This window comes from Lacihabitans sp. CCS-44 (assembly GCF_024343735.1).
Lineage (GTDB): Bacteria > Bacteroidota > Bacteroidia > Cytophagales > Spirosomataceae > Leadbetterella.
In genome coordinates, this window is sequence record NZ_RJUE01000055.1 from 63,805 (window position 1) to 88,255 (window position 24,451).

Consider the following 24,451-nt stretch of genomic DNA (forward strand, 5'->3'; position numbering starts at 1 on the left):
ATAACTTGGGTTTTTCTTCAAAGGTTTTTTAGATTCGGCTACAATGCTAAACTATTACTGTGCAGTAGCAGTTCTTGTTACGTTTGTAGCTATCTGGAAGTTTTTCATTAATTTCTCTTTTCCGGTAATAACCTCAAAGAAATATTCGCCGTCTGCCAAGGCCGACAAGTCATATAACTTGCTGAAAGACTCGGTTTTAGAGATGTACTCGCTGTGGAATACTTCTCCGCTGGCGTTTTTGATGGCTATATATGTTTTTTTATCGAGATTGTCTAAGGTCAATTGGAACTTAAGGCCTTTGAAAGCCTTTACTTGAAGCTCACTGGCTTCAGCATTGATTTCAACGATTTTGATTCCGTTGAAATTGTCGTTGGCGAAAGTGTTGTTAGCAGCTGATACTCCCATCAAAACTGCAACTGTTAAAATAAGCTTTTTCATAATTTTCTTTGTTTGTTTTCTAATTTGATAAAAATTTAAATCTTGTTTTTGTACTTGAATAAATCTACCGTTCTAGAAAACCTTTGATGTTGCAAATGTACAGAACAAATTGAATACGTGTCAATTACCTGAAATGACATATTTGAAAGTTCTTCACAGGATGCCATGAAAATATTGAAATAATACCACACATATATGAAAAGTGCAAGCATTGGGTAGAATGTTACAATGGTTTTTAATATAGACTTAATTTTGACTCTTGGAGGATTTTTAGAAAAAGATAGGATACAGATGAAGCAATCGTAAATTTTATATTGGAATGGTACAATTCTGATTTTTTCGAGTTTTGTGGAATTAGAATAATTGAACAAATTTGGGCTTAATAAATTTGTTCTTGAAGCATCTTCCTTCAAAAAAATCAACTATTGATATCAAAAATTGAGGGATAGGGCATTGTTAAGAACGCTAAAAAGTTTAAAATTCGCTATTGTATGTTAAAATAGGGAGTCTCAAAAACCCCTAATATAAAACACGCACCACCAAAAGCGATGCGTGTTGCTATTATTTTTAACCTAACCTGATTCTATTTTTAGTTGCAGTTGGAGAGGGTGAATATTGACTTCACTACAGATTTGTCTGGATATTCATAGCTCACTTCCGTTACATATCCATTGACATCTTTTTTTATAGACGTAGTTTTGTCTATTCCATCTGAAACCAAAACGCCATTGTCGTTAGGAATAAATACTTCGCCTGTTGATCCTTCTCCTCCAATGTTAGCTACCCATGAGAAGCCTGTAAGGAGATCATAAGGCAAGCCCTTGGCTTTTAAGTATTGCTCTGGCGACTTAGCCATACTGGTTGGTTTTTCTCGGTATTCAAAATATACAAAGCCCGAAGCGGCATCTTTTACACCACGCTTGGTAGTTATTCCGTTGGCATCATATTCAAAATACTGCACATCATGATAGCTTTTGTCGTCGGGCTCATAGCTGAACTCAAGGATATTTCCTGCTACGTCAAGCTTTATGTTGTTCACACCTTTGGTGCCATCAGCATTATTCCAAGTAGCTTTAGTTACTTTCCCATTATTATAAGTATAGGATTCTGTGCCATAAGCCACACCATCTAATGTAATGTCAGACTTGGAAAGTAACCCGGCGGCATCGTAAGTGAAAGTATAAATGAACTTCGAAATAGCACCTGAGCCAGTGCCGTCAAACTCGCGGGTCATGGTGGTTATGCGGTCATTGGCATCGTAAGCATAAGTGTGCTTGTTGCCATTGCCTCGGTCAATAGTAGCGAGGCGACAAGTATCAGTAGGCACAACGTCTTCTTTTTTGCAAGAACTTATTGCTATAAACAGGACAAGGAGGAGGTAGAGAGAGTTTTTCATTTTTGTTTTTTGTTTGATTTTTATAATTATTGAAAACTGTAGTTTTAATACCACCAAACTTCTTTGTACATCTCATAAAAAGCTTCGGGGGGTATGTCTTTGTTTATAATTCCATTTATTAACTCATTTATTTCAGTTTCTTTTTGCGGAAAGAAATTATTACTCACACAGGCTTGAATAGCGGTTTTTACCGAGTTTGGTCGATTAGTAAGTACAGCCAATTGAATCCATCTTAGATAGGTATTTGGTTTAAAATACTTAAATTCTAACACTGTGGCAGATTCAAGCTTGTCAATCAAATCCTTGTATCGATTTGTCATTCTGAAAAGTTCTGTCGATTTGTCCATGTTTTTTACAATATCTACAAGAGAGAGATTATTAAGCTGCATAGTGGCTTGGTGGGTTGCTCCCATATTAATAAAACAATATGCCTTACTAATGACAGCTAATTTATAATTGGGATCCATTGCAATAATTTCATCAAATATTTTGAGAGCCTTTTCAAAGTTTTTTTTCTTTAAATACATCATACCTAAATCAATTAGATTAATATGTCGATTAGGTGCTATCATTTTAAGTTTCTCAAAAGTTAAAATTGCGTGGTCTGTTTCGCCAGTTTCAAACTCTAAAAAACCCAACTGTGACATTATTATTGGGTGATCTGGATAGATTTTTAGTAGATCCAGAAGTTGCTTTTTGGAATATAATAAGTAGCTGAATTTTAATGAGTTATCTATTCCTGGGCTGTTCAATTTTAATCTGTTGGATGCCATTGAGAGAGTCAAGTCATATCGACCCACAATTGACGCTTCAAAATTTGATTCGTTCTCTGCTACAGTATTTGTATTTAAATATTTTTTAGATGTTGTGTTCCAAGACAAATAAGTTTTGGTGGTTTTATATACAAATAGGTAGCCGAAAAGTCCGTAAGCAGCTATTAATAAGATTTTAATTCCAAAATTCAATTTTGGAATATCAAAGTATTTCGACTCAGTAAATTGACTTAAATAAATAAGTAGTGAGAAGAAAATAAGGTAGCTTATGTGGCTTTCAAAGGAAGTAAATAAACACACAAAATAGGCTATTAAAAAGCCAAAAATTGTTGCTTTGGAAGTATTTGAAATTTGGGTTGTTTTTTTGAAAAGTATAATCAAAACAAATATAAATAATACGGTGAATGACAAAAAACCGAGTAAGCCCGTTTCAATAAGTTTGTCAATCAGGAAATTATGAGATCGATCATACCAGTCACCAGAGTCAACCAGTTTGTTGTTGTAGTTTTTTACAAAAAAATGCACGAAATTTTCTTTTCCCCAACCTAATAATGGCTTTTCCCAAAATCCTTTCAGAGAGATTTTCCAAAGTTCCAACCTTACAGAAATACTATTATCAGAATTCGAATAATTCAAAATCCTTTTGGCCCAAGGAGAGACATTAAAAGCTCTAAAGCAAATATAGCAAAGAGCAAAAAAGCAAACTGAAAATGAGATTACTGTTTTTTTACTTGTTTGGTTGGTAAATAATAAATATATCAACGAAAAGAATGTACCAACGAATAAAGCCAAAAATGAAGAACGTGTGGCCGATGAAGTTAAAGCGTATAGATAAACCCCACAAAAGATTAAGGATACAAATAGCTGTATTTTTTTTGGATTGGTTTTATTGATTAAGGCTGAAAACCAAAAGTTCGAAATCAAAAAAATGTGGAAGACTAAATATATACCTAATGACAAAGGATTTGAAAAGCTACCTTGAGATCTTAATAATGGATTTTCAAGATGTTGTTTGATGGCTAAAACACTTATCAAAAATGAGATAGTACAAGAAATTCTTAGTACTGATTGCCAGTCGCTATTCGATATTTTTTGTTGACTAAATGTTATCAGAAATATAGTAAAGAATAAAAAGTTTAGAATGCCATCCATCCTTTCGAAGCTCGAAAAAAAACTTGCTGTTACTCCACTTCCTACCAAGCCAGAAATGGACATAACTATTAAAAAAACTAAAACCAAAATATTGATTATTGAGACCTTTATTTGTAAGTTATTTTTGTAAAATATCTTGAAAATGGCAAATCCTAGGGTAGCATAAACCAGTATCCAAAACATCAGTATTTTGGGTACATTGTACCCGTATATGTATTTTTCAAGATAAAATATTGGTAAAATTGCCAAGAACACAAATGCAATGAATACTGGTTTTGAACTACTATTTTCCATATTTTTATATCTCTTGCGTATTAACTACACCCACCAACTTGAGCCAGAAAAACCACACCATTATCTGCTTTGAAACCAGCATTTAGTTCAATGCTTTTTGCTTGATAGGTCACCGTTGCTGTTCCTGTTATTTTGTTGGTGGCTGTTATTTTGCCGCCGATGGCATTTGCCGCTTGTACCATAATTGTTCCTGAATCCACATCATCTGTGGGGGAAGCAGTACTTGAAAGCGTCCGGACGAGCGGACATGGATTCACTATGAGGTTTGTGGCCGAAGATGTTGGAGATTCGCAGCCACTCTTCACGCATCTAAAACTATAGGTTGTACTGGTGGTAGCAACTATGACTCGTGGGTTTATGATAGAATTGTCTTCCCATTTGACAGTATTGGGTGAATAGCAACCTTGGGCAGTTAATGTGACTGAGGTATTGGTGAAAATTGTACCCGTTGGGTTTACGGCCAATTGTTGTGGTGCATATACATAGGGCATGGTTACGTTTATCGCATTTGATGCAAATGACTTTATTCCTCCGATATTACATCTTGCAGTGTAGGTAAATGTCTGATCACTGTAATAATTTGTAAATGCGGGAGAGACATTTATAGTGGCGTTGCCCGATGTAAAGGAAACCGCGGCACTTCCAAGAAACCACTCAACTACTTCTGTTACTGCACATCCAGTGGCTGTTAAACTTACCGAAGAGCCTTCGCAAACAGTCGTGGCGGTGGAGGTAATGACTGGAGCGTTAGGTACTGGGACAGCTACAGCATTTTCGCAAAAATCTCCTATTGTCAAGTTTACTTCCGATCCATCAGAGTCTTTTATCCAAACCACTCCACATGGAGGTAATTTTGAGATGTACTTAAATTTGGTACGAAAACTTCTGCTGCTAGAATTTATAAAGCCTCCTGGTCTGCCATCGTAAGTCCAAATTTCCCAATTATTATCTTTTCTTTGAATAACCTGAATAGAACTCGAAATTTGAGAATAATAGCTCCCATTGTAAACGATTCCCTTGGTGAAATACGACGTCCCATAATCCACATTCGGTGGCACAAAATCTACGGTTTGGGTACCATAGGCATAAGAACTGCCTGTACCTACAAAACTCCCTAAAGAATAATTGCCATCAATGTTAGAAACTGAGGTGCCAGAGACAGAATTGGGTATATTGACTTTTAAAGAAGAAACACAGGTGGTGATAGCATCGGTACATTTAACCACATAGGCAGCTTGCGTGCTTAGATTGGTAGAGAATGAAGTTCCTGATCCAATAAGTGTCTCTACTCCAACATTGGGATATACTTGGAAGTTTGTTGCGGCTTTTGAATACCAAGATACGGTCGCACCCGAACAATTGGCTGATAATAAAACCGTAGGTATAGCAGGTGTAGTCAAAACTGCAGTAATGTTGGTTGCCAATGCCGGTAAACTTAGTGTGGTTACTTCTACGGCATTTGAACTTATGGAATATAAAGCATTAAAATAACATTTGGCATAATAAGTAGTGTTGGCAGTTGGTGTTACACTTAATGCTTGATTGTTGTAAGTGGAATTAAAACTATTAGTTCCTTGATTTTGATACCAATATACAGAAGTATTTGCTGGACATCCAGATGGCGTTAACAGAATGGTTGAGCCTAAGCACACCGAAGTAGGACCTGATATAGTAGGTGCTAAGGGTCGTGTTCCAGTGTAAATTGTAATGCTGGAAATACCAGATTCGCAAGTATTATACAAATCATTTACGCATTTGGCTGTATATGTGGTGCTAGAAGCAGTTGGAGTAACTGTTCTGATACTCACAGTTGAATTATCATCCCATTTGATGGTAGTTCCTGATGCACAGTATGAAGTTAGGTCGGCGGATTCTCCTAAACCAATATTGCTATAAGTTGTACTTAAAGTTGGAGCATAAATAGTTGGGCAGACAACAGTTACAGTTTTGCTGACAGAACTAGATTCACAAGCTCCATTTACACATTTGTATGAATAGGAAGTGGTGGCGTTTGGTGTCACTGTTCTTGTAGAGGCAGTAGTATTGTCGTCCCATTTGATAGTTGTCGAATTTCCACATCCTCCATTTGCCAATAATGAAACACTAGTGCCAGGGTTTACATTACCCGAAGGAGTAGCAATAATTGAAGTTGGTGTCCAGTTATTGAACAAAGCAACTGAAACTTCGTTTGAATATGGTGAAACAACTGTACCATTGGTGCAAGTTGCTAGATAATAGAAGAAACGACCATCAACATCAGCAGTTGCAATATTATTTGTGGTTAAGGTAGTTCCGGTGCCAATCTGGACAGGGGTACTGTTATACCATTTTCTATACCACTTTACAACCCCAGGACTTGGGCAACCCAAAGAGCTTAAATTTATATTTTCTGAGGCACATAGTTTCGCCTGACCGTTGCTGTAATAATCTACATTTGGTGCTGAGCTAATAGAAATACCGGAGGCCAAGTTTGGATCGACGGTTACGGTAGTAGTGAAACCATTACTTGATTCACAACCCTGAGAAGTAAATTTAGCAGTATAACTAGTAGTAACTGTAGGATTTACATATCTAGGATTTGCCGTAGAGCCATCTTCCCATTTTACTCCATAGCTTCCACCAGTGGCCAGAGACAATGTCACCGTGCCATAAGGTCCCACTGCAGAATTTGGACTTTTGGTTATAGCTGTCGGAGTAGGAGGAATGCTTGCCTGGGTAATATTAATTTGATTGGAGTATGCCGACTGCCCGCCACCTCGAGTACATTTGGCTGCAAAATAAATTTGAGAGCTAACATTGGAAGTGTAAGTGAGTCCTGTGCCTAAAGTTGCTCCATTGCTTGCATTGTACCAAGTTACCAAATCAGGTGATGTACAACCTTCGGCCGTAAGAGTTATCGAGGACCCTGTTGGGCAAAAATTGTACCTATTGGAAGTTATGCTCGGAGGAGCCACCACTTCTACCAAAATAGATGCTGCAGTTGGAGCTTGCCCACAATTATTTTTACAGGTTGCGGTATAATTTGTGGATGAATATGGAGCTACAATTATACTGCTATTTTGACTCCCATTAGACCACAATACTCCATTACCAGACGGGCAATCACTTGCTGTTAGCGTTATGCTTGTGCCGCCAGCTACTGGGGATGTGGCGTTTTTGGTCAAGTTTGGTATGCCTGTCGGAATTCCTATTACAGTTAGTGTTCCAGTGTTTTCACCTATGGGGTTGCTAGATTTAATTTTTATTTTGTAAGTACCAGACGAAGTGCCAGAAGGCAAAGTTATTGGTATTGTGGAAGCTGTGCTACTATTCAAACTTCCTACAACTACTGGAGTAACTGGGAATGTGGTTCCGCCTAAATCAGAGAGTTCAGCCGTAAAAACATTTCCAGAGACTATTTCAAAAGTGGCAAAATTTGAATTAAGGGTATTCGTTCCAAAACATGTAAACATGCTACTCACATTTTGTATTGAACTGCAAGACGGTAAAACATTCAGGGTGTATACTGTACTACTATCTAGTCCATTTACGACTGTCAAACCGTATGACCTACTCGCTGGGAAAGACCCATACATGGTACTACAATACGTTCCGGTATTTTGTGTGGTTGGTGGTATATTTGGAATATTTATTGAAATTGGACTGGAAGTAGAGCTATAGGTTGAAACAATAGTAGTTGTTGAGGTCAGATAGCAAGATTCTATTTTTTTTAGTTTAATCGTAAAATTAGGGTTGGTAAAATTCCCCGAAGCGTTAAAAGTGACCGATATAGATGACTCTCCACAGCTAGCTGTTGGCGTAGGTGCTATAATCTGAATACTATTTTGACCGAGGGCAGTACCAGAATAAATAAATAATAAATAGATAAATATCTTTTTCATTTTGAGAAATTTAATGGGTTATACTATTTCAAAATTCTGTTTCACAAAATGATACCTTCGCCTACTGACCGGCAGTACCAGCCCATTGCTCATGGTCACAAAGGCCTCTTTTTTTAAGGAACTGATGTTCTGTAAGTAATTTCGGTTGATGCTCAGTCCACGGTTTATGCGTAAAAAATCAGTTCCAGCTATCCGTTCCTCTACTTTTCGGAGCGTAAAACTCATGGTGTGTTTGGTTTTACTTACTGTGTATATCGTGGTGTAGTTAATATCCGCCTCCAAGTAGATGATATCTTCGGCGGCTATTTGTTCGCGACCACAGAGGCCGAGTATGTTTAATGCGTTCATGGGTTTTCGGTTTACTTTTGGATTAAATCAATGGGTCAAAGGTCAGCAGAAGCGGTTGTCCAAAAAATCCCCAATTTGGGTGAGAAAAAAGCCCGACTTCCTTTGAATTCCTCATCGAATTTGTAATTAATCTTTCGAGTAAAATAATGCTAAGGGGCGATTGGTGGCATATATTGAGTGAGTGACGTTTTTTTGAGGTTTACTGCAGGATTTTCTCACATGCCGCTCAGAATGAACCGTTCACTCAAAAAAATGGCTGTTCACCCTTTATCGTTTTTAATTCATGTAGTAATTGGTATCTTGTGTTTCAATTAAAAAAGAAAATGGAATGAATTCATACAGACATTCTTGTAATATTCCGCATAGAATCTCTTTTTTTTTGTTGGCTGTAAGTATGTTGTTGGCGACACCTGCTTTCACCCAAATCGATACTTTGGATATTAAAAGTCAAACGTTCAATATTATTGAAATCAAAAACAACTCAGAATACTATATAGAAAATGGTCATGAAAAATCCTTGAAAGACATTTTCATTAAGGCTGATTTCATGAAATATGATTGGTTGAAAAGAGATTTGTATCGCAATAATACTGTTTGGGTAAAGTTTTGTATAAAAAACAGTTTAACCTCTGATACTTTAAAATTTAAAGGGTATTTCGGTAAACAACTGATGCGGGGTTTTTATTCCCAAAATGGCAACCATAACCTCGTTTATACTGATTTGAAACAGATAAAGTTTTCAGATTCTGGAGTCTTGATTCCAGTTATAATACCACCTCAAAACGTCAATACTTACTGGGTCAGGATTGAAAAGTTCATATTTTTTAATAATCGGGAAGGTTATTTGTTTCCATTTGAAAGGCCTACAAAACTCCGTGTCGAACGTGAATTTCAAGGAACAAAGCTTTTTGCTTTTGTCTGCATGGTCATTGGCTTGTTTTTTTTCACTGGGTTGATAGCATTATTCCAAGCGTTTTTTACCAAAGATAAAACTTACGGATTTTGGGCTATGTATTTGTTTATCAATGCATTGTTCTTTGCGGCTGAGCTCAATCGGGCATTTGGTTTTGGTTTTATGAATATTTCCAAGTTTAATAGAGATAATGATCCTTTGCCCTGGCCTACTGCCATTCAGTTTGTTGTGAGTATTTTATATTTGATGTTTATCAGTTCTTTTTTAGAAATCAGACAACAAAGCCAGCGAATTAACAATTTCATTAGAATTGCCATCAAAGTTATGTTAGTAGGTTTTATGTTAGCATTGTTCGCTGTTGTGGCTTATGACTATGAACTCACAATCTACGCCGATATGTTTTTGGTTGTAACCAACTTGTTAATTCTGTTTACAGTTATTTACATAATTCGCTCTGAAATCCCTCAAAAAAACATGTTAATGATTGGCTCTATTGGCGTTTTATCAGCAGCCACCATTTCTGTAGTTGTTGAAATTACTGAAATACAAGACAAAGTAGGATTTTGGTTTATTCCAATAGTCTGCTATGGCATAGGTTCTGTGTGGGAACTGGCGTGTTTTTCTTTGGCATTGAGCCAAAGGTCAAGGTTGATTCAGCTTGAAAATCAGCAGCTTCAGAAAAATTATACCTCAAGGCTTGAACTTGAGCTCAGTCAGCGTTTAGACGTTATCCAAACCCAAGACAAACTACTAGAGGAGCAACGCATAAATACGCTAACTACTGAATTTGAACAAAAAATAGCCGAGACAGAAATCACAGCTTTGCGTTCGCAGATGAATCCCCATTTTATATTCAACTGCCTCAACAGCATTAAGTTATATTCGCTCGAAAACGATTCAGAAAGTGCTTCCGTGTACTTAACCAAGTTTTCGAAACTCATTCGCTTGGTACTGGACAACTCTCGCTCTGAGCGACTTACACTCGAAAAAGAGATAGAAACTCTTCGATTATATATTGAAATGGAAATCATGAGGTTTAAAGAGAAAGTAACTTATGAGATGATCATTTCGCCAGAGATAGATTTGCAATATGTTGAGATTCCCCCTCTTCTCATTCAGCCATTTGTTGAAAACGCCATTTGGCATGGACTCATGCACAAAGAGTTTGGCGGTAAAGTGAGCATTTTGGTAAATCTCTTGGCAGAAAATATGCTTGAAATACAAATCATTGACAATGGCGTAGGCAGAGATAAATCGGCTGAGTATAAAAGCAAAACTGCCACTAAACACAAGTCTTTTGGCATGAAAGTCACCAACGAACGCATAGAGCTCATCAATCAGATTTATAAAACAGATGCTAAAGTAAAAATAGAGGATCTCTATGATGACACAAAATGTGGAATAGGCACAAAAGTAACCATACAAATCCCAATTTAAAATGAAAGCAATAATCGTAGATGACGAGCTGGACTGTGTAAAACTACTTTCGTTGCAGTTAAAAATGTGCTGCCCACAGATAGAAGTAGTGGCAGAATGTACACAAAGCCTCGAAGGACTAAAACAGATACAAGAATTAAAACCCGACATGGTCTTTCTGGATATAGAGATGCCCAGAATGAACGGATTTCAACTGCTTGAAGCGTTGGGTGACATAGATTTTGCCTTGGTTTTTGTGACAGCTTATGACAAGTTTGCTGTAAAGGCCTTTAGATATAGTGCAGTAGACTATTTGCTTAAACCTATAGAAACCAAAGAGTTACAGGAATGTGTGAGGAAAATTGAAAAGCAAAAAAGAATTGACGAACGCCAACTTAACATGTTGAAAATTCAATATGCCTCGCCCAAAAAAGCCTTGCCAGACAAAATTGCACTACCCTTTAAAAACGGCGTGACATTTGTACTCATCGCCGACATAATCTATTGTGAATCAGACGATAATTATACCAAGTTTTATCTCAAAAACGGTACTACAAGTTTAGTGTCAAAAACCCTCAGAGATATTCAGGAAATTTTGGAAGAACGTAATTTCCTGCGTGTTCACCGTCAATTTCTTGTTAACCTCGACCAAATAAGCCGCTATGTAAAAGGCGAGGGCAATTACCTCATTATGTCCAACGAAGTGTCCATCCCAGTAGCCCGCAATCAGAAAGAGAAACTCGTGGAGCGATTTGGGTGGTTGTGAGGGGGAGGCTAATTTAATTTCGTTTCAGGATTTTATTAAAGCTATTTTCGTTATCAAAGTTGTTGAATTTCCAATTCTTCAGTATGTCTATATCTAGAGGAAATGAAAGAGGAATAATTTGTTGATTGAATGATAATGAACTTTGAATGTTTTCTTTTTTTAGTTGAAAAAGGTCATAACCTTTACTATTCCGGTCTGAAATGTCATTTAGAATAGCTTTCCCATTGTTAAAATCCAATATTTCGAATGAATCCATTTTGTGATACTTGTTGTTTTGTCCAAAATTTTGGGTTGATTTTATTTTACTGATAATTATACTTTTTAAAATATCAAAATGCCCAATGTCTTCAACTCTATCTATTAAGTATCTATTATTGCCTAATTCTTGAACTATTGCACCACCTTTGATTACACCATTACAAATCGGGAAAAAAAGTATTGAATTTACTGTTTCTACAGTAATATGTGAGGTTTGAGTTGTCGAAGTATCATTCCTAACGATTTGCTGTTCATTTTTTATTATTGGTATTGAAAAAAGTTCTGTGTAACTAATATTACCTTCTCCAATAAAATCTTTTAATCCGGGGTTTCTTAATATAGAATCAACACTTGCTAACAATGTGCCATTGATTAATCCTTTTATGGGACTCTCATTATTTAGAAAAGCATCAGTTGTAATTTGTTTAGCTCTTTTTAGTTCTTTTTTTACAATATTATAATATGTGCCTTGAAGGGGGTATTGGGCTTCCTCAACCATTCGATATGAAATATAATTTTTCAAATATCTATTTCCCAAACTATCAGGTTTTGGGTCGAAAATTAAAAGCCAATTATTATGAGCTTGGCTAGTTGTATTAATTTGCCTAGTTCCTATTATATTAACAAAATGACCACCGTTCCCATCATCATATCCATAGCTGTAAATCATTGGTCTTGGGAATGAAACATTAAAGTTTTGCTTTATACTCTCAAAGCTTAATATTTTATTATGAACAGAATTATAATTAAAAGTTTTTGAAAAAATACTGTCCTTGAATATTGGCTCAATGTTTCTGGGGGATATTCCCGCAGTGAATTTATTGTAAAAAAAACTTTCAGGAAGCACATTTGAACTTTCCCAATTAACTCTCGTTAGGTTACTTAATGATGCCGCCCAGCAAGAATTCCCATAGTTTTGAGCTTTCCATTTTCCTTTAATTTCCATATTTTTTTGAGACATGAGAGTGATTGAAATCGTGCAAAATATCAATACTAAACTAGTTTTTTGATAAACTTTTTTTAAGCCCATAAGTGATAGTGATATAAAATAGAATACTTATTATATGTTTGAAAATCAACATTTGATTTGCTATAATTCTTGAATAGCTAATAACATCTTGTAATAAGAAAAAAACGATAATTAGCATTGCATATGCTATTAAGAAAGGAATTAAAATTAAACTTACTGGAGATTTGAATAAACCTTTATTTGGAAATTTCAAAGTCAGCTCGTAAAGACAAATTAGAATTAAGAAAATATGAAGAGTAGATGTAAATGCATTGAAGATTTCTGATGTAAAATCTTTATTTTTAAATGTTTGAAAAATTAAAAAAACAACCATTAAAAAAATATTCACCAAAATAATTTTGGGAATAATTGAGCTAAATCTGAAAGAAAGAAAGATAAACCAATAAAGAAATGCTAGTTCAAAAAATCCGAATATAAAATCCACATATTTAAAGTAAATAGCCTCGTCATTTATTTTTAGTATGCAGATGGAGGTTAGTTCAAATAAAATACTCCCAAGTAGATAGAAATACACTTTATTGAATCTTTTATCCAATTTTGTCGCAAAAAAACTAGCATATCCAAAACATAGATACAATGATATGTTTACCAAATCCATGAAGATGCTATATGCATTTCTCCAAAACTCTAATTCCATAGTTTCAAGGGCCAGGTTTTGTGTTAGTAGAACCAGGACCTCCGCCAACTCCAAAATCCGTGGCTAATATTGCAACATGAACTTCATAGTTTCCTGAAAGGTTTTTAGTAACAAAAAATCCTGCCATTGTATTTACAGCGGCTGCATTAAGGTTTACACTAAGTTCAGTTAAAAAATACTCACGTGGATTAGAGTTCAAGATAACGACACCAGAATTTGAACTATTTGAAGTGCCTCTTGCAAATGGAGTTCCTGCAGTGCTAAATGTAACCTCAAATTTTTCATTTGAATTGTGAAAGTTATTTAGATTAAACCCTCTTCCAATTGGTATTCCGTCAAAAAAAACTAGACGATTAGTGGTATCTATAATTCCATATCTTAGAGTGAAAACACCCTTCTCTTGATTCCTTAGCCCTCGGTCTTCTTTTGTCAAATAGAAACAAATCTCTTTGAAGTTTGGGATTGCAAGAATCGCTGAAACCTGAGTTTTAGTTAAAATTAGAGGCCTAAAATTTAAGTCTTCTATTACACTTAGTGCATTTTCTGTTATTGTCATTATTATTAATATTTGATATTCCAATTCCTCCACCTCACACCAACCGCCACTCCAAAGCCTTCACCACGGCCTCTGAAGCTGAATTGACGTGTAGTTTTTCGTATATGTTTTTTACGTGACTGTGTACCGTGTTAAAGCTGATGTCGCAGGAATCGGCGATCATTTTGTAACTCATGCCTTTTACCATGCATTTTAGCACTTCTTGCTCACGTTTGGTCAGCTGGATGTATGTTTTTTCTGCTTCGGCAAACTGGTTTTGGAACATTCTCAGTACCTTGGTGGCTACTACAGGGCTTAGGTGCGAACCACCGTTGAATACGTCTTTCACAGCCTGCACGTAGGTTTCTGGCTTAGGGTTTTTGAGTATGTAGCCGTTTGCTCCTGCACATATTGCCGCAAAAATCTTGTCGTTGTCTTCAAACACAGTCTGCATCAACACCTTCGTTTCTTTGTTGTTGGTTTTAATGGCGATCAAGGCTTCAATGCCCGACAAATGCGGCATTTGAATATCCATCAGCACTACGTCGGGCTTATATTTTTTTACGAGTTTTACAGCATCGGTGGCATCGGCATACGCTCCTGATAGCCAAAGGCCATCTGTACTCGCCAAATAGAGAGAAAGACTCTCGCGGAGGTTTTTATTGTCTTCAAAAAGCAACACACTTATCATTCTTCTTGTTTGTTAAAAGGCCGATATAATTTTTTGTAAAATTATGCTACTTTCTGTCGGCTCAAAATCCCCAATATTGGTGAGAACCGATGCTTGACTAAAAGTAAATAGAATAAACTTTCAAGGCAGGTTTTTTTATTAAACGGTCGTTTTATTTTACCAGACAATCTCTTTAAAGTTACTCAAATATCTCAATCCGCACTTTTGTGCCTTTGTTTATTTCTGAATGTATAATAACTCTTATGTCATCGTCTTCGCTTCTAAACTTAAAGTTTTTCAATCCGTTGCCTTCAAAGGTTTCTTCTGGGTCAAAACCGTGACCATTGTCGGTTATTTCTATGTAATTATTCCCATTTTCGGAGAAGAGCCTGCAAGTGACTTTGGTGGCCTCAGCGTGTTTGGCGATGTTGTTGATGGCCTCCTTAAATATCAGATAGATATTCCGCCGTTGTTCCATCGGGAAATGGCTCTTTTTGATATCTAACAAGTTTTCAAAATCAAAGGCCACGCCCTTAGAACTTAGCATTTCTATGCCAAAAGACTCCATTTTTTCAAGCAACTTTTCGGTGGAGTCGTTGTCAGGATTGATGGCCCACACGGTGTCACGCATTAGAGAAACGGTCTCTTCGGAGTTGTCGGTTATTTTGCCTAAAAGCGACATCAGCTCTGGTGGGGCATGGGGCATTTTCTTTTTCAAAAGCTCCACAAAAATGGCTATGGAGTTGAGATTGGAGCCCACTTCGTCGTGGAGGTCGGAGGCAATCTGGTTTCTGACGTATTGCATTTTGAGTTTTTGGCGAAAATCGTACAAGGAAAACAAGTAAATGCCAATGCCCAGCACCATCAAAGCATAGATTATAATAGACGGCCAAAACCAAGACTTTTGCCAAAAGGCTTCTTTTACTTCAAATGTTAGGGTCTCTGTTCTGGATTTGTGGTTTGGGCTTTGTTCAAAAATTTGAAAAGTATATTTTCCTCCAGAAAGATTCTGGTAATGAGCTGATGGATAGAAGCTTTGTGTCCATTTTTCTGAAAGTTTGGGGAGTCTGTAATAGAAAATGCTAGCCGTTGTGTTTGGCTTTTCAAATTCAAAAAGTAAGTCATTGTTGGTCGGTGAAAGCACTATTTTTTGTTTCATGTTGACCACTTTGCCATCAACCAATATTTGCTTAATCTTAAGTTGGGCAAAGCTAGCAACAGTCCAAAAACTCAGTAAAATTGTGCTAAGAATCCGCTTCATTTATAATAAGGTTAATTATGGTGCATGGAAGTTAGATTATAAAGTATTAAATTCCAAAGGCTTGAGCTTTCATTTAAGTGAAGAATTGTTTTAAATATTTTCTAAACACTTTTGGATGTTGGCTTTTACCTTTAACTTGCAATAATTACCGAACCTAATTTTTAATGCTCCAAATCATTCAAAACGCCAATCAGTATTTAGCAAAAACTGCAATTATATCTAATGGTGAAAGTTTTGCTTTCGAAAATCTCCTAGAAAAATCAGCCCAAATAGCTATCAAACTCCTCAATGGGGAGAAGGATTTGCACCAAAAACGAGTGGCCTTCATGGTTTCACCAGGTTTTGAATATGTGGCTTTTCAATGGGGTATTTGGCGAGCGGGTGGCGTGGCAGTGCCGCTGTGTATTACTTATCCATTGCCTTCATTAAAGTATGTAATAGAAGATACAGCTGCCGAAATCGTGATTTCGGGGCCTGAATATGTGGATATTTTGCAGCCATTGGTTCATCCAAAGACCTTCATTTTTTATAAAACTTCTAATTTTTCGCCAAAAAATGTGGCTGAATCGGTTTTGCCAGAGATTTCCACCGACCGCAACGCCTTAATTCTCTACACCAGTGGTACGACGAGTCTTCCAAAAGGGGTAGTTACGACACATGACAATCTCGAAGCACAAATAAGTACTTTGGTGTCTGCTTGGCAATGGACGTCTGCTGATCATACTGTCTGCGTGTTGCCGCTGCACCACGTGCATGGCATTATCAATGTCATTTCTTGTGCTTTGTGGGCGGGTGCTACAGTCGAGTTTTTAGATGGATTTAGTCCAGAAAAAGTCTTTGGAGCATTCGCTTTGGGCAAAATCAACGTCTTTATGGCGGTGCCAACTATCTATTTTAAACTCATTACTTATTGGGATAATTTACCAGAAACTGAGAAAGCTGAAATAACCGAAAATCTCAAGAAATTCAGGCTGATGGTTTCAGGTTCGGCTGCTTTGCCAGTTTCTGTTATGGAAAAATGGCAGGAAATATCTGGTCATACTTTGTTAGAACGCTACGGTATGACCGAAATCGGCATGGGTATCAGCAATCCTTATGACGGAGAGCGAAAAGCTGGCTATATCGGCAAGCCGCTTGCTGGCGTTGCTGTGAGGCTGATTGACGAAAATGGTACTATTGAAAAAGAAGAAATTCCAGGCGAAATACAGATAAAAGGTGCCAATGTTTTTAAAGAATATTGGGGAAAGACAGAGGCTACTGAAAAGGCTTTCACTGAAGATGGTTGGTTTAAAACGGGTGATGTGGCGGTTGTTGAAAACGGCTATTATCGTATTCTAGGCCGTGATTCTGTAGATATTATTAAATCGGGTGGGTATAAAATATCGGCTCTAGAAATAGAAGAAGTTTTGAGAAAACATCCACAACTGGATGACTGTGCGGTAGTAGGCATTCCTGATGAAGAGTGGGGCGAATTGGTGGTAGCCAGCGTGGTAGTTCGCAACAAGGCCTTGGATTTGAAACAACTCAACGAATGGATGCGTAGCATGATGCCCGCCTACAAAACACCACGTAAGTATTTAGTGGTGGACGAATTGCCAAGAAATGCCATGGGTAAAGTCACCAAAAACGATGTAAAAGAACTCTTTAAAAATATTTGATTATGATTATTTACGGAGTGGCGATATTGGCATTTTCTTATCTCACAGGTCAGCTTTGTGGCGAATATCTTGGTGAATTTCTTGGAGTTAAAGCAAATGTAGGAGGGGTAGGTTTTGCCATGATTATACTTTTGCTTTGTAAAGAATGGCTTCAGAAAAGAGGTTGGTTGGATACAGAATTTGAAAGAGGTGTAGATTTTTGGAACAAAATGTACATCCCCGTTATCATAGCCATGTCGGCGTCTCAAAATGTAAAAGTGGCTGTTTCGAGTGGTTTTTTGGCTTTAATAGTAGGAGCAGTGCCGGTTATAGCCGCATTTTTTACTTTGCCCTATTTGATAAAACTAAGTGCTAAAAACTGACATGGAGATATTCAACAATTTTATTGATAAAAACGGACTCGTTGTGGGTTTTTTGGTGATTGGCATTATTGCTTTTCTTTCTGAAGTTTTCTCCAAAAAAGTACTTAGAGGTTATCTGCCTGGTTCCGCCATTGCCATATTGGCAGGTTTGATTTTGGCATATTTTGGGGGCGTTTTTACTGGTGGAGAAAAAGGCTTGGCAGATATTGTTGTGTTCAAAGGAGTCGGTACATTTGGTGGTAGCATGTTCAGGGATTTCACGATTGTGGCCACGGCTATGGGTGCAAGCTACCTCACCATGAAAAAAGCTGGTTGGCTGGGCTTGGTTTCTTTGTTGTTCGGCATTGTTTTTTTCTTTGTTTTCGGGGTAGCTTTGGCTTTGATATGGGGCGTTAGGGATGCGGCAAGTCTCTGTACCATAGGTGCGGGTTCTTGCACCTATATAGTTGGGCCAGTGACGGGTGCTGCCTTAGGAGCAAGTTCCGACATCATTGCCTTGAGTATCGCTATTGGTGTTTTAAAAGCCATTTTGGTGACTATTCTTACACCACTTTTGGCCAAAAGAGTCGGACTAACCAACCCAGCAGCGGCCATGGCTTTTGGTGGATTGATGGGTACCAACTCAGGCGTTTCGGCAGGTTTGGCTGCCACAGATCCCGCTTTAGTGCCTTATGGAGCTGTTACGGCCACCTTTTACACGGGTTTGGGTTGTTTGCTTTGTCCTTCTTTGTTTTATTTGATGTTGGGTTGGGTTTTGTGATTATTGGTATTCGAGGAAATTTGTTTCTCTAAAATTTCGGTTTTAATAGCACTACTGAAATCTATTCTTTGTGTCGCCTGCCGGCTGGGCCTTCATTTTTGCGAGTCGTCGCACCGTTCGAGAAAAAACGAATCGGAGTGGCGTTCCACCAAAAAAAACTGCACGGCTGCGGCCGACCGTCCACAAACTCACACACTCAAAATTTTCTAAATCAGTTGTTTATGAAATATTGGTTCTCGAAAGAAAATTTTGATTGTGTTCAAACAGTGCTGGCTGTTATAAAGAACCATTTGTATTTATTTTTTCAAATAGTTAAAAAAACTATCAATCAGTCCCCAATTTTGCCGAGTTTTACACTGTCAGGGTACATGACTTGGATGTCGTTTTGGCTAAATGCGGCCTTTACTTTGGCCCGAATATCGTAAGTGACATCCCAATAAAGGTCGGGATGTACGTAAGGTTTTATGCTAATTTGAACTGAAAAATTATCAAAACTCTCTATACCGATTTGTGGCTCGGGTTGTTTCAACACACTCGGCATTTTTTCTAAAATATCCTCAATAATCGTTTTCGCCCTCGGAAAACTCTCTTCGTAAGGAATATGCACCAGAATATCCAAGCGGATATGTCCCTTTTTAGAATAATTCGTGACGACATTGGAGGTTACCTGACCGTTGGGAATAATAAGGGTTTTTAGTCCTGGAGAAATCAATAGTGTGTTGAATATCTGAATCTCCTCCACTTTGCCAAACTTTCCATTGATGTCAATCCAGTCGCCCACTTTGTAGGGTTTAAAGATAAGTATCAATATACCCGAAGCGAAATTGCCCAAGCCACCTTGAAGAGCCAAACCCACCGCAAAACCGGCTGCCGCCAACATACCCACCAATGCCGAAGTATCAAAACCAGCAATGCCTGCGGCCATCAGCAACACCGCTATCTTGAAAGCAATGCCAAACATTGACCCCAAAAAAGAAGTGATTTCAGGAGAGAAATTGGAGTGTTTTAGGCGTTCTATAACAACTTTCTCAAGCCTGTTGGCAGCCCAAAATCCAATAATCAAAATCGCTATTGCCCCCACCAATTTCGGTGCGTAGGCTATGATGTTGTCTAATATGACTTGCAGGTATTTTTCTAGGTTTGGCATTTAATTTAGCTTCTTTGGTTCTTTCAAAATTTTCGCATTTACTTTGCTCACTATTTTTTTACCAGTTTGTTGTTCTATTTCTTTTCTGGTGTTTCCGGCTATTTGGCCACCTTTTTTTGCAACTTTAACGTTGTCTGAGAACGTTTCTGGATTAGTTTCTTTACTTATTTCTGTGGTGGTGGCTTCTGCCAGCATGTTAAGCACCAATTCAAGATTGGTCATGTTATCTCTCAGATTCTCTTTTTTAAGGTTTTTAAATTCCTTGTATTGCTTTACAGTTTTTCCACTCCAGGCTTGAGTAATAATATCGGTCAAAGTAGCAAATTCTTGCCCTTGCTTTACGCCTCTGTTCTCCCATTCGTCAGTAAGTTCTTTTCTGACCTCAATACTTTTCAGCCTTTGATTTATCCAAGCAGTGCTATAACCAAGCTTTTGGTAATTTTCCATAGCTCTATCTATACTTTTTTCTGGATCTTGGCTTTCTTCTATTCGTTCATAACCCACTTTGGCCAGCCATTGCTTAAATGGCTCAGCTTTTGGCGAAGGTATCGACTGAATCAAACGGAAAAGCTGCTCGGTATCAGCTACGTCAGTAACTCTCATTTTACCATCAGGTGCAAGCATTTTCAACCCGTGACAATTTGTCACGGTTTCATTTCCTTCTAATTTAAGTCTTTGTTTTAGTTTTCTCCAATAAGAATTTGGGTCAACACTTTCCGTCAAAGTATCTATAACGTCTACTATAGAAAAATACCATTTTTCTTGCTCAGCATCCCAGCTGGAGCGTATTTTCTTGCTTTCAAATAGTTTTAAGTCTTTCATTGGATGTTTTTTGGTGTGATTGTAATGTGAAGATAATGGCTAAAAGTGGATTCTGATTGCTAAGGATTTTGGGAATTTTGAATGAAAGGGGCCATTTATATTATATTGATAACAGAAAATTCAAATTTATAGCTGTAAGAATTTTACAAAATTGGTGATTTCGTGATCTGTTGGGGAAAACCGAATTTCTGTATTCCTATCAAAGTTTAATTGGAATCAAAGATTTTCGTCTCAAGTTTTGTCTAATAGGCTATCACGTTATCAATGATAGTTTGTAGATATTTTTCTAGGTTTGGCATGTTTGTGTTTGAAATTTGATGCAATTTATTGGTTTATCACTTAAAAAATAGAAACATTATCCAACTGATAACTTAGCAGAATCTTTCCATAGATAATTCGGAATTGGTTCATTCAATTCCCATTTAATACTCATCGGTTTCGAACCTTCGTATTCTTTTAAGTTGCCTTCACCTATAAATACATATCCCATTGTATTTCCAAATTCATCTTTTGCTTTTTCTCTTACGAATAATAGTATCTTTTTATTAGTTTCTTTTTGAGTAATATATGATAAGCCTCTGCCGATTTCTGGCTTAGAAGCATTTTGACTCTGCCAATGAAATAACGTTTCACTAATAGCATAATCATCGTACATTGTAGTTGGAGAAAAGTCTTCTTCCGATTTTATTAGGTCTATAAATAATATTTCTGTGTTTAAGGCTTTATTCTCCGCACATCCTTCTCTATTTGAAGACTTTTTTTCGAATGTACTTAATCCAAAAGCTACTAATATTTGATCTCTAGTATATCTAGAATGAAGTTTTAGTGGTTGAACAAAAGGCAATGTTATTTCAGACTCAATAAAGTCAATTTTATCAATTTGAATTTCCAAAAATTCAACAATTTCTTTTACCAAAACTTTGTTCTTTCCAATTTCTTGAATGCTATCTTCCAGAGAATTGAAACCTCCTTGTTTTTGCCAAACATCGTAGTGTAACATTAAAAGCATTATTTTTTCAGCACTTGAAAAATCTCTATTTTTTAAGTTGAAATCAATTTTAGCGAGTTTTAAAATGAAATTAAAGTAACTTAAAGACTTTACAGAAACCCATTTGTTAGAGATTGCTGAAGAAATTTCTTTTTCATTTTTTGAATTAAAATCTTCAATAATTCCAGCTTTTTGACATAAGCGTGACCAATTATCCTTTTTATAAATTATCTCAATAGGGATATTATTAAATTCAATAAAGTTTTTTAAAGATAATGGAAGCGTTGTTTGATGTTTATAGTTTCTGATTTTAGTAATCAATTGATTAACATTGAGTGTTGTGGCTCTTTTGATATTGTCTAATATGGTTTCTTTTGCTCTTTTCTCAAGTACTATTGAACAACCCAAAGGGAGATGAGGGAAACCATCTTCGATCTCTTTCTGAACAGAGGTTTTAGTTTTGCCTATTAATGCTCTGAATTTGCTTTCAAAATCGTATTCTGGCCTTGAATTTCCCACAAAATCAAGTACTGTTAAACAATCTTTACCTTCGGCTAATCGTAATCCTCGACCTAGTTGTTGAAGAAAAACTGTTAAACTTTCTGTTGGCCTTAAAAATAATACAGTATCAATTTCGGGAATATCTACTCCTTCATTAAAAATATCGACCACAAATAGATAATTGAAGTTTTTATTTTTAAAATCTTCTCGAATACTATCTCTCTCATTGCTATTTATACTTGTTAAATATCTTGACTTTAGTCCAGCTAAATTAAATTTTTCAGCCATAAATATTGCATGTTCTACAGAAACACAAAACCCAATTGCTCTTAAATCATTTAGGTCTAAAGTATATTTATCTAAACTATTTATTATTTGATTAATTCTAATATTATTCTTCGTATAAATATTATTTAACTCACTTACCGAATATTTTCCCCTTTCCCATTTTACATTAGTTAAATCAACACTATCTGTTATTCCGAAATATTGAAATGGAGAAAGCAATTTTTTGTTCAATGCCTCTGGTAATCTAATTTCGGCAGCAATTTTATGGCAGAAATCCTCTAAAATATCTTCGTTATCCATTCTTTCGGGAGTTGCAGTTAATCCTAAAAGTATTTTTGGTAGAAAATAATTAATTATTGGTCTATAAGTATTTGCAGCAATATGATGAACCTCATCAATAATTATGTAATCGTAATAATCTGGCTTAACATTTAAGTTTTTTAACCGATTATTTAAAGTTTGAACAGAGGCAAAAACAAATTCATTGCTAGTCGGTTCAATTCCATCTACCCAAAGCTGACCAAAATTATTGTCTTTCAAAACCCCTTGAAATGTTGCCATTGCTTGTTGAAGAATTTCTTTTCGATGGGCAACGAAAAGTAATTTTGAAGATATATTCTTTGACTTGAAGTTTTTGTAATCAAAAGCTGATATTACAGTTTTTCCTGTTCCTGTAGCTGCAACTATTAGATTTCTGAATCTATTATGAATATTCCTTTCAACATCAAGTTTTTCCAAAATTTCATTTTGATACGGGAAAGGTTTTAAATCAAAATAAGCTGCAGAATTTGTATATTCTTTAGAAAACTTCCCTTGTTTTAGTGCTGATTTAAGTTTTTCAACATGAATATTTTTGTCAAAAGTTTCAAATTCAGAATTTTGCCAATATGATTCAAATGTTTTTCTAAACTTATCAATTATGTGACCTACTTCATTTGTAGTTATCTTTAAATTCCATTCTAGGCCATCAGTTAAAGCTGAACGAGAAAAGTTTGAAGAACCAATATAGCCAGTGTGAAATCCAGAGTTTCTTATAAACAAATAAGCCTTGGCATGTAATCTTTCATTTCCAGTATTGTAGGATATTTTAATTTCGGTATTTTCAAGTGAAGATAAAAACTCTATAGCTTTTGAATCAGTGGCACCAACATAGGTTGTTGTTATAACCCTCAACTTTCCGCCTCTTTTAGTAAACTCAACAAGTTCTTTTTCCAAAATCCTTATTCCTTGCCATTTTATGAATGAAACAAGTAAATCTATTTTATTGGAAGATAAAATTTCTTTTCGTAATTCACTTTCAAGTGATGTCGCGGAATTCCCACCAGTAAAAAGTTCACTATGTATTAATCGAGTGTAGGGTGTTATTTCCTTAAGGTGTAAATCTAAATCTGTAAAATGAGAATCAATTTTAGAAAAAACAGCCTTTAGTATTTTTCCCTCTGTTTCGATTAAATCTTCCTCAAAGTCTTCTTTTTTAAACTCATCTTTCAGAAACCGAATTATTTTATTTGCGATATCTATTTGATTATCAAGAATATCATCTCCTTTTATGAGTGTTAAAGCATGTCTTACTGATTTGCCAATATGAGTTGAAAGTAATTGGGCGGCTTCGATTTTATCAATTTCTGTTTTCTTTATTTGAAAACAGGTTTTGTCAAGGTCATTAATTTTATGATTAACAAGTTTTGTAACCAGCTCTTCGTATATACCTTCTAGCATATTTATATGTGTGTTATTTGTTTTAAAATTGGAATATCAGCTTCTGCCCAATCAAGCGAATTTAATTCATTTGTCTTAAGTAGCTTATAGTTAATATGTTCATTTAGTTTTAATTCTCCAGATTGATATTGAACAACATATGGAATTAAATTAATTTCGATATTCGGATATTTGTGTGTTACTGGGATTAATCGTTTTAAAATTACTATCTCTATATTTAATTCTTCTTTAATTTCTCTCTTAATACAAGAAATCTCATCTTCGTTTTGTTCTAGTTTTCCGCCAGGAAACTCCCATTTTAAAGGCAATGCCATTTTTAGGCTTCTCTGAGTAACTAAAATTCTATTTTCTTTAATTATTACAGCACAAACAACAGTTGTCATGGATAAATTTTTGATAATAATAAGTCTACTTCCAAGACAAAAACTGATTCGTCTT

The 24,451-nt window shown here is 36.1% G+C and carries 18 protein-coding genes; 5 read left to right on the top strand and 13 right to left on the bottom strand.

The genetic code is table 11. The features are described 5' to 3' along the window. Positions 1–54: 54 nt before the first annotated feature. The 5 genes from EGI26_RS10475 to EGI26_RS10495 all read right to left on the bottom strand — a co-directional run bounded on the left by EGI26_RS10475 (position 55) and on the right by EGI26_RS10495 (position 8,282). Positions 55–438 (bottom strand): hypothetical protein, encoded by a 384-nt coding sequence (locus tag EGI26_RS10475; protein WP_255078150.1) that lies wholly within the window; start codon positions 436–438, stop codon positions 55–57. Between the two features lie 589 nt (positions 439–1,027). Continuing rightward, positions 1,028–1,834 carry a hypothetical protein gene (locus tag EGI26_RS10480; RefSeq protein ID WP_255078152.1) on the bottom strand — a complete coding sequence of 269 codons (807 nt, stop codon included), beginning with the start codon at positions 1,832–1,834 and terminating at the stop codon, positions 1,028–1,030. Positions 1,835–1,878: 44 nt separating this feature from the next. Beyond that, positions 1,879–4,053: an O-antigen ligase family protein gene (locus EGI26_RS10485; protein WP_255078153.1), complete on the bottom strand. Its 2,175-nt coding sequence runs from the start codon at positions 4,051–4,053 to the stop codon at positions 1,879–1,881. A gap of 20 nt (positions 4,054–4,073) precedes the next feature. Then, on the bottom strand, positions 4,074–7,934 hold the full coding sequence (locus EGI26_RS10490) for a 3-coathanger stack domain-containing protein (RefSeq protein ID WP_255078154.1): 3,861 nt from the start codon (positions 7,932–7,934) through the stop codon (positions 4,074–4,076). A gap of 18 nt (positions 7,935–7,952) precedes the next feature. After that, positions 7,953–8,282 carry a LytTR family DNA-binding domain-containing protein gene (locus EGI26_RS10495; protein ID WP_255078155.1) on the bottom strand — a complete coding sequence of 110 codons (330 nt, stop codon included), beginning with the start codon at positions 8,280–8,282 and terminating at the stop codon, positions 7,953–7,955. A gap of 328 nt (positions 8,283–8,610) precedes the next feature. Between EGI26_RS10495 and EGI26_RS10500 the strand changes: the two genes are divergently transcribed. Continuing rightward, the gene (locus tag EGI26_RS10500; RefSeq protein ID WP_255078156.1) at positions 8,611–10,632 is read left to right on the top strand and encodes a sensor histidine kinase; all 2,022 of its coding nucleotides are present in this window, start codon (positions 8,611–8,613) and stop codon (positions 10,630–10,632) included. Position 10,633: 1 nt separating this feature from the next. Next, on the top strand, positions 10,634–11,377 hold the full coding sequence (locus EGI26_RS10505; RefSeq protein ID WP_255078157.1) for a LytTR family DNA-binding domain-containing protein: 744 nt from the start codon (positions 10,634–10,636) through the stop codon (positions 11,375–11,377). 13 nt (positions 11,378–11,390) lie between these two features. Here the strand turns inward: EGI26_RS10505 and EGI26_RS10510 are convergent, their stop codons facing one another. From EGI26_RS10510 to EGI26_RS10525, 4 genes are all read right to left on the bottom strand, one after another. Beyond that, positions 11,391–12,581, bottom strand: coding sequence for a hypothetical protein (locus tag EGI26_RS10510; protein WP_255078159.1), 1,191 nt, complete (start codon positions 12,579–12,581; stop codon positions 11,391–11,393). A 725-nt stretch (positions 12,582–13,306) separates the two neighbouring features. Beyond that, a complete protein-coding gene (locus EGI26_RS10515) occupies positions 13,307–13,858 on the bottom strand; it encodes a hypothetical protein (RefSeq protein ID WP_255078161.1) in 552 nt (183 codons plus the stop codon). 34 nt (positions 13,859–13,892) lie between these two features. After that, positions 13,893–14,528, bottom strand: coding sequence for a response regulator transcription factor (locus tag EGI26_RS10520; RefSeq protein WP_255078163.1), 636 nt, complete (start codon positions 14,526–14,528; stop codon positions 13,893–13,895). A 178-nt stretch (positions 14,529–14,706) separates the two neighbouring features. Beyond that, positions 14,707–15,768, bottom strand: a complete 1,062-nt coding sequence (locus EGI26_RS10525) for a sensor histidine kinase (protein ID WP_255078165.1) — start codon at positions 15,766–15,768, stop codon at positions 14,707–14,709. Between the two features lie 164 nt (positions 15,769–15,932). Between EGI26_RS10525 and EGI26_RS10530 the strand changes: the two genes are divergently transcribed. From EGI26_RS10530 to madM, 3 genes are read left to right on the top strand one after another with little or no spacing between them, the layout of a single operon-like run. Next, positions 15,933–17,426, top strand: coding sequence for an acyl-CoA synthetase (locus tag EGI26_RS10530; protein ID WP_255078166.1), 1,494 nt, complete (start codon positions 15,933–15,935; stop codon positions 17,424–17,426). Between the two features lie 2 nt (positions 17,427–17,428). Continuing rightward, on the top strand, positions 17,429–17,788 hold the full coding sequence (gene madL / locus EGI26_RS10535; protein ID WP_255078168.1) for a malonate transporter subunit MadL: 360 nt from the start codon (positions 17,429–17,431) through the stop codon (positions 17,786–17,788). Position 17,789: 1 nt separating this feature from the next. Next, the gene (madM, locus tag EGI26_RS10540) at positions 17,790–18,548 is read left to right on the top strand and encodes a malonate transporter subunit MadM (RefSeq protein WP_255078169.1); all 759 of its coding nucleotides are present in this window, start codon (positions 17,790–17,792) and stop codon (positions 18,546–18,548) included. A 328-nt stretch (positions 18,549–18,876) separates the two neighbouring features. Here madM and EGI26_RS10545 read toward each other — a convergent pair whose 3' ends face one another. The 4 genes from EGI26_RS10545 to EGI26_RS10560 form a co-directional block, all read right to left on the bottom strand. Continuing rightward, complete coding sequence (locus EGI26_RS10545; RefSeq protein ID WP_255078171.1) at positions 18,877–19,695, bottom strand: mechanosensitive ion channel family protein; 819 nt, start codon at positions 19,693–19,695, stop codon at positions 18,877–18,879. Further along, positions 19,696–20,517 carry a Bro-N domain-containing protein gene (locus tag EGI26_RS10550; protein ID WP_255078172.1) on the bottom strand — a complete coding sequence of 274 codons (822 nt, stop codon included), beginning with the start codon at positions 20,515–20,517 and terminating at the stop codon, positions 19,696–19,698. It abuts the gene before it with no gap. Positions 20,518–20,872: 355 nt separating this feature from the next. Beyond that, the gene (locus tag EGI26_RS10555; protein WP_255078173.1) at positions 20,873–24,013 is read right to left on the bottom strand and encodes a DUF3427 domain-containing protein; all 3,141 of its coding nucleotides are present in this window, start codon (positions 24,011–24,013) and stop codon (positions 20,873–20,875) included. Positions 24,014–24,015: 2 nt separating this feature from the next. Next, positions 24,016–24,396, bottom strand: a complete 381-nt coding sequence (locus tag EGI26_RS10560) for a (deoxy)nucleoside triphosphate pyrophosphohydrolase (protein WP_255078174.1) — start codon at positions 24,394–24,396, stop codon at positions 24,016–24,018. Positions 24,397–24,451 lie beyond the last annotated feature (55 nt).

Coding starts and splice junctions, on each gene's coding strand:
- EGI26_RS10475 (WP_255078150.1), bottom strand. CDS start 438: ATGAAAAAGCTTATTTTAACAGTTGCAGTTTTGATGGGAGTATCAGCT.
- EGI26_RS10480 (WP_255078152.1), bottom strand. CDS start 1,834: ATGAAAAACTCTCTCTACCTCCTCCTTGTCCTGTTTATAGCAATAAGT.
- EGI26_RS10485 (WP_255078153.1), bottom strand. CDS start 4,053: ATGGAAAATAGTAGTTCAAAACCAGTATTCATTGCATTTGTGTTCTTG.
- EGI26_RS10490 (WP_255078154.1), bottom strand. CDS start 7,934: ATGAAAAAGATATTTATCTATTTATTATTTATTTATTCTGGTACTGCC.
- EGI26_RS10495 (WP_255078155.1), bottom strand. CDS start 8,282: ATGAACGCATTAAACATACTCGGCCTCTGTGGTCGCGAACAAATAGCC.
- EGI26_RS10500 (WP_255078156.1), top strand. CDS start 8,611: ATGAATTCATACAGACATTCTTGTAATATTCCGCATAGAATCTCTTTT.
- EGI26_RS10505 (WP_255078157.1), top strand. CDS start 10,634: ATGAAAGCAATAATCGTAGATGACGAGCTGGACTGTGTAAAACTACTT.
- EGI26_RS10510 (WP_255078159.1), bottom strand. CDS start 12,581: ATGGAAATTAAAGGAAAATGGAAAGCTCAAAACTATGGGAATTCTTGC.
- EGI26_RS10515 (WP_255078161.1), bottom strand. CDS start 13,858: ATGACAATAACAGAAAATGCACTAAGTGTAATAGAAGACTTAAATTTT.
- EGI26_RS10520 (WP_255078163.1), bottom strand. CDS start 14,528: ATGATAAGTGTGTTGCTTTTTGAAGACAATAAAAACCTCCGCGAGAGT.
- EGI26_RS10525 (WP_255078165.1), bottom strand. CDS start 15,768: ATGAAGCGGATTCTTAGCACAATTTTACTGAGTTTTTGGACTGTTGCT.
- EGI26_RS10530 (WP_255078166.1), top strand. CDS start 15,933: ATGCTCCAAATCATTCAAAACGCCAATCAGTATTTAGCAAAAACTGCA.
- madL (WP_255078168.1), top strand. CDS start 17,429: ATGATTATTTACGGAGTGGCGATATTGGCATTTTCTTATCTCACAGGT.
- madM (WP_255078169.1), top strand. CDS start 17,790: ATGGAGATATTCAACAATTTTATTGATAAAAACGGACTCGTTGTGGGT.
- EGI26_RS10545 (WP_255078171.1), bottom strand. CDS start 19,695: ATGCCAAACCTAGAAAAATACCTGCAAGTCATATTAGACAACATCATA.
- EGI26_RS10550 (WP_255078172.1), bottom strand. CDS start 20,517: ATGAAAGACTTAAAACTATTTGAAAGCAAGAAAATACGCTCCAGCTGG.
- EGI26_RS10555 (WP_255078173.1), bottom strand. CDS start 24,013: ATGCTAGAAGGTATATACGAAGAGCTGGTTACAAAACTTGTTAATCAT.
- EGI26_RS10560 (WP_255078174.1), bottom strand. CDS start 24,396: ATGACAACTGTTGTTTGTGCTGTAATAATTAAAGAAAATAGAATTTTA.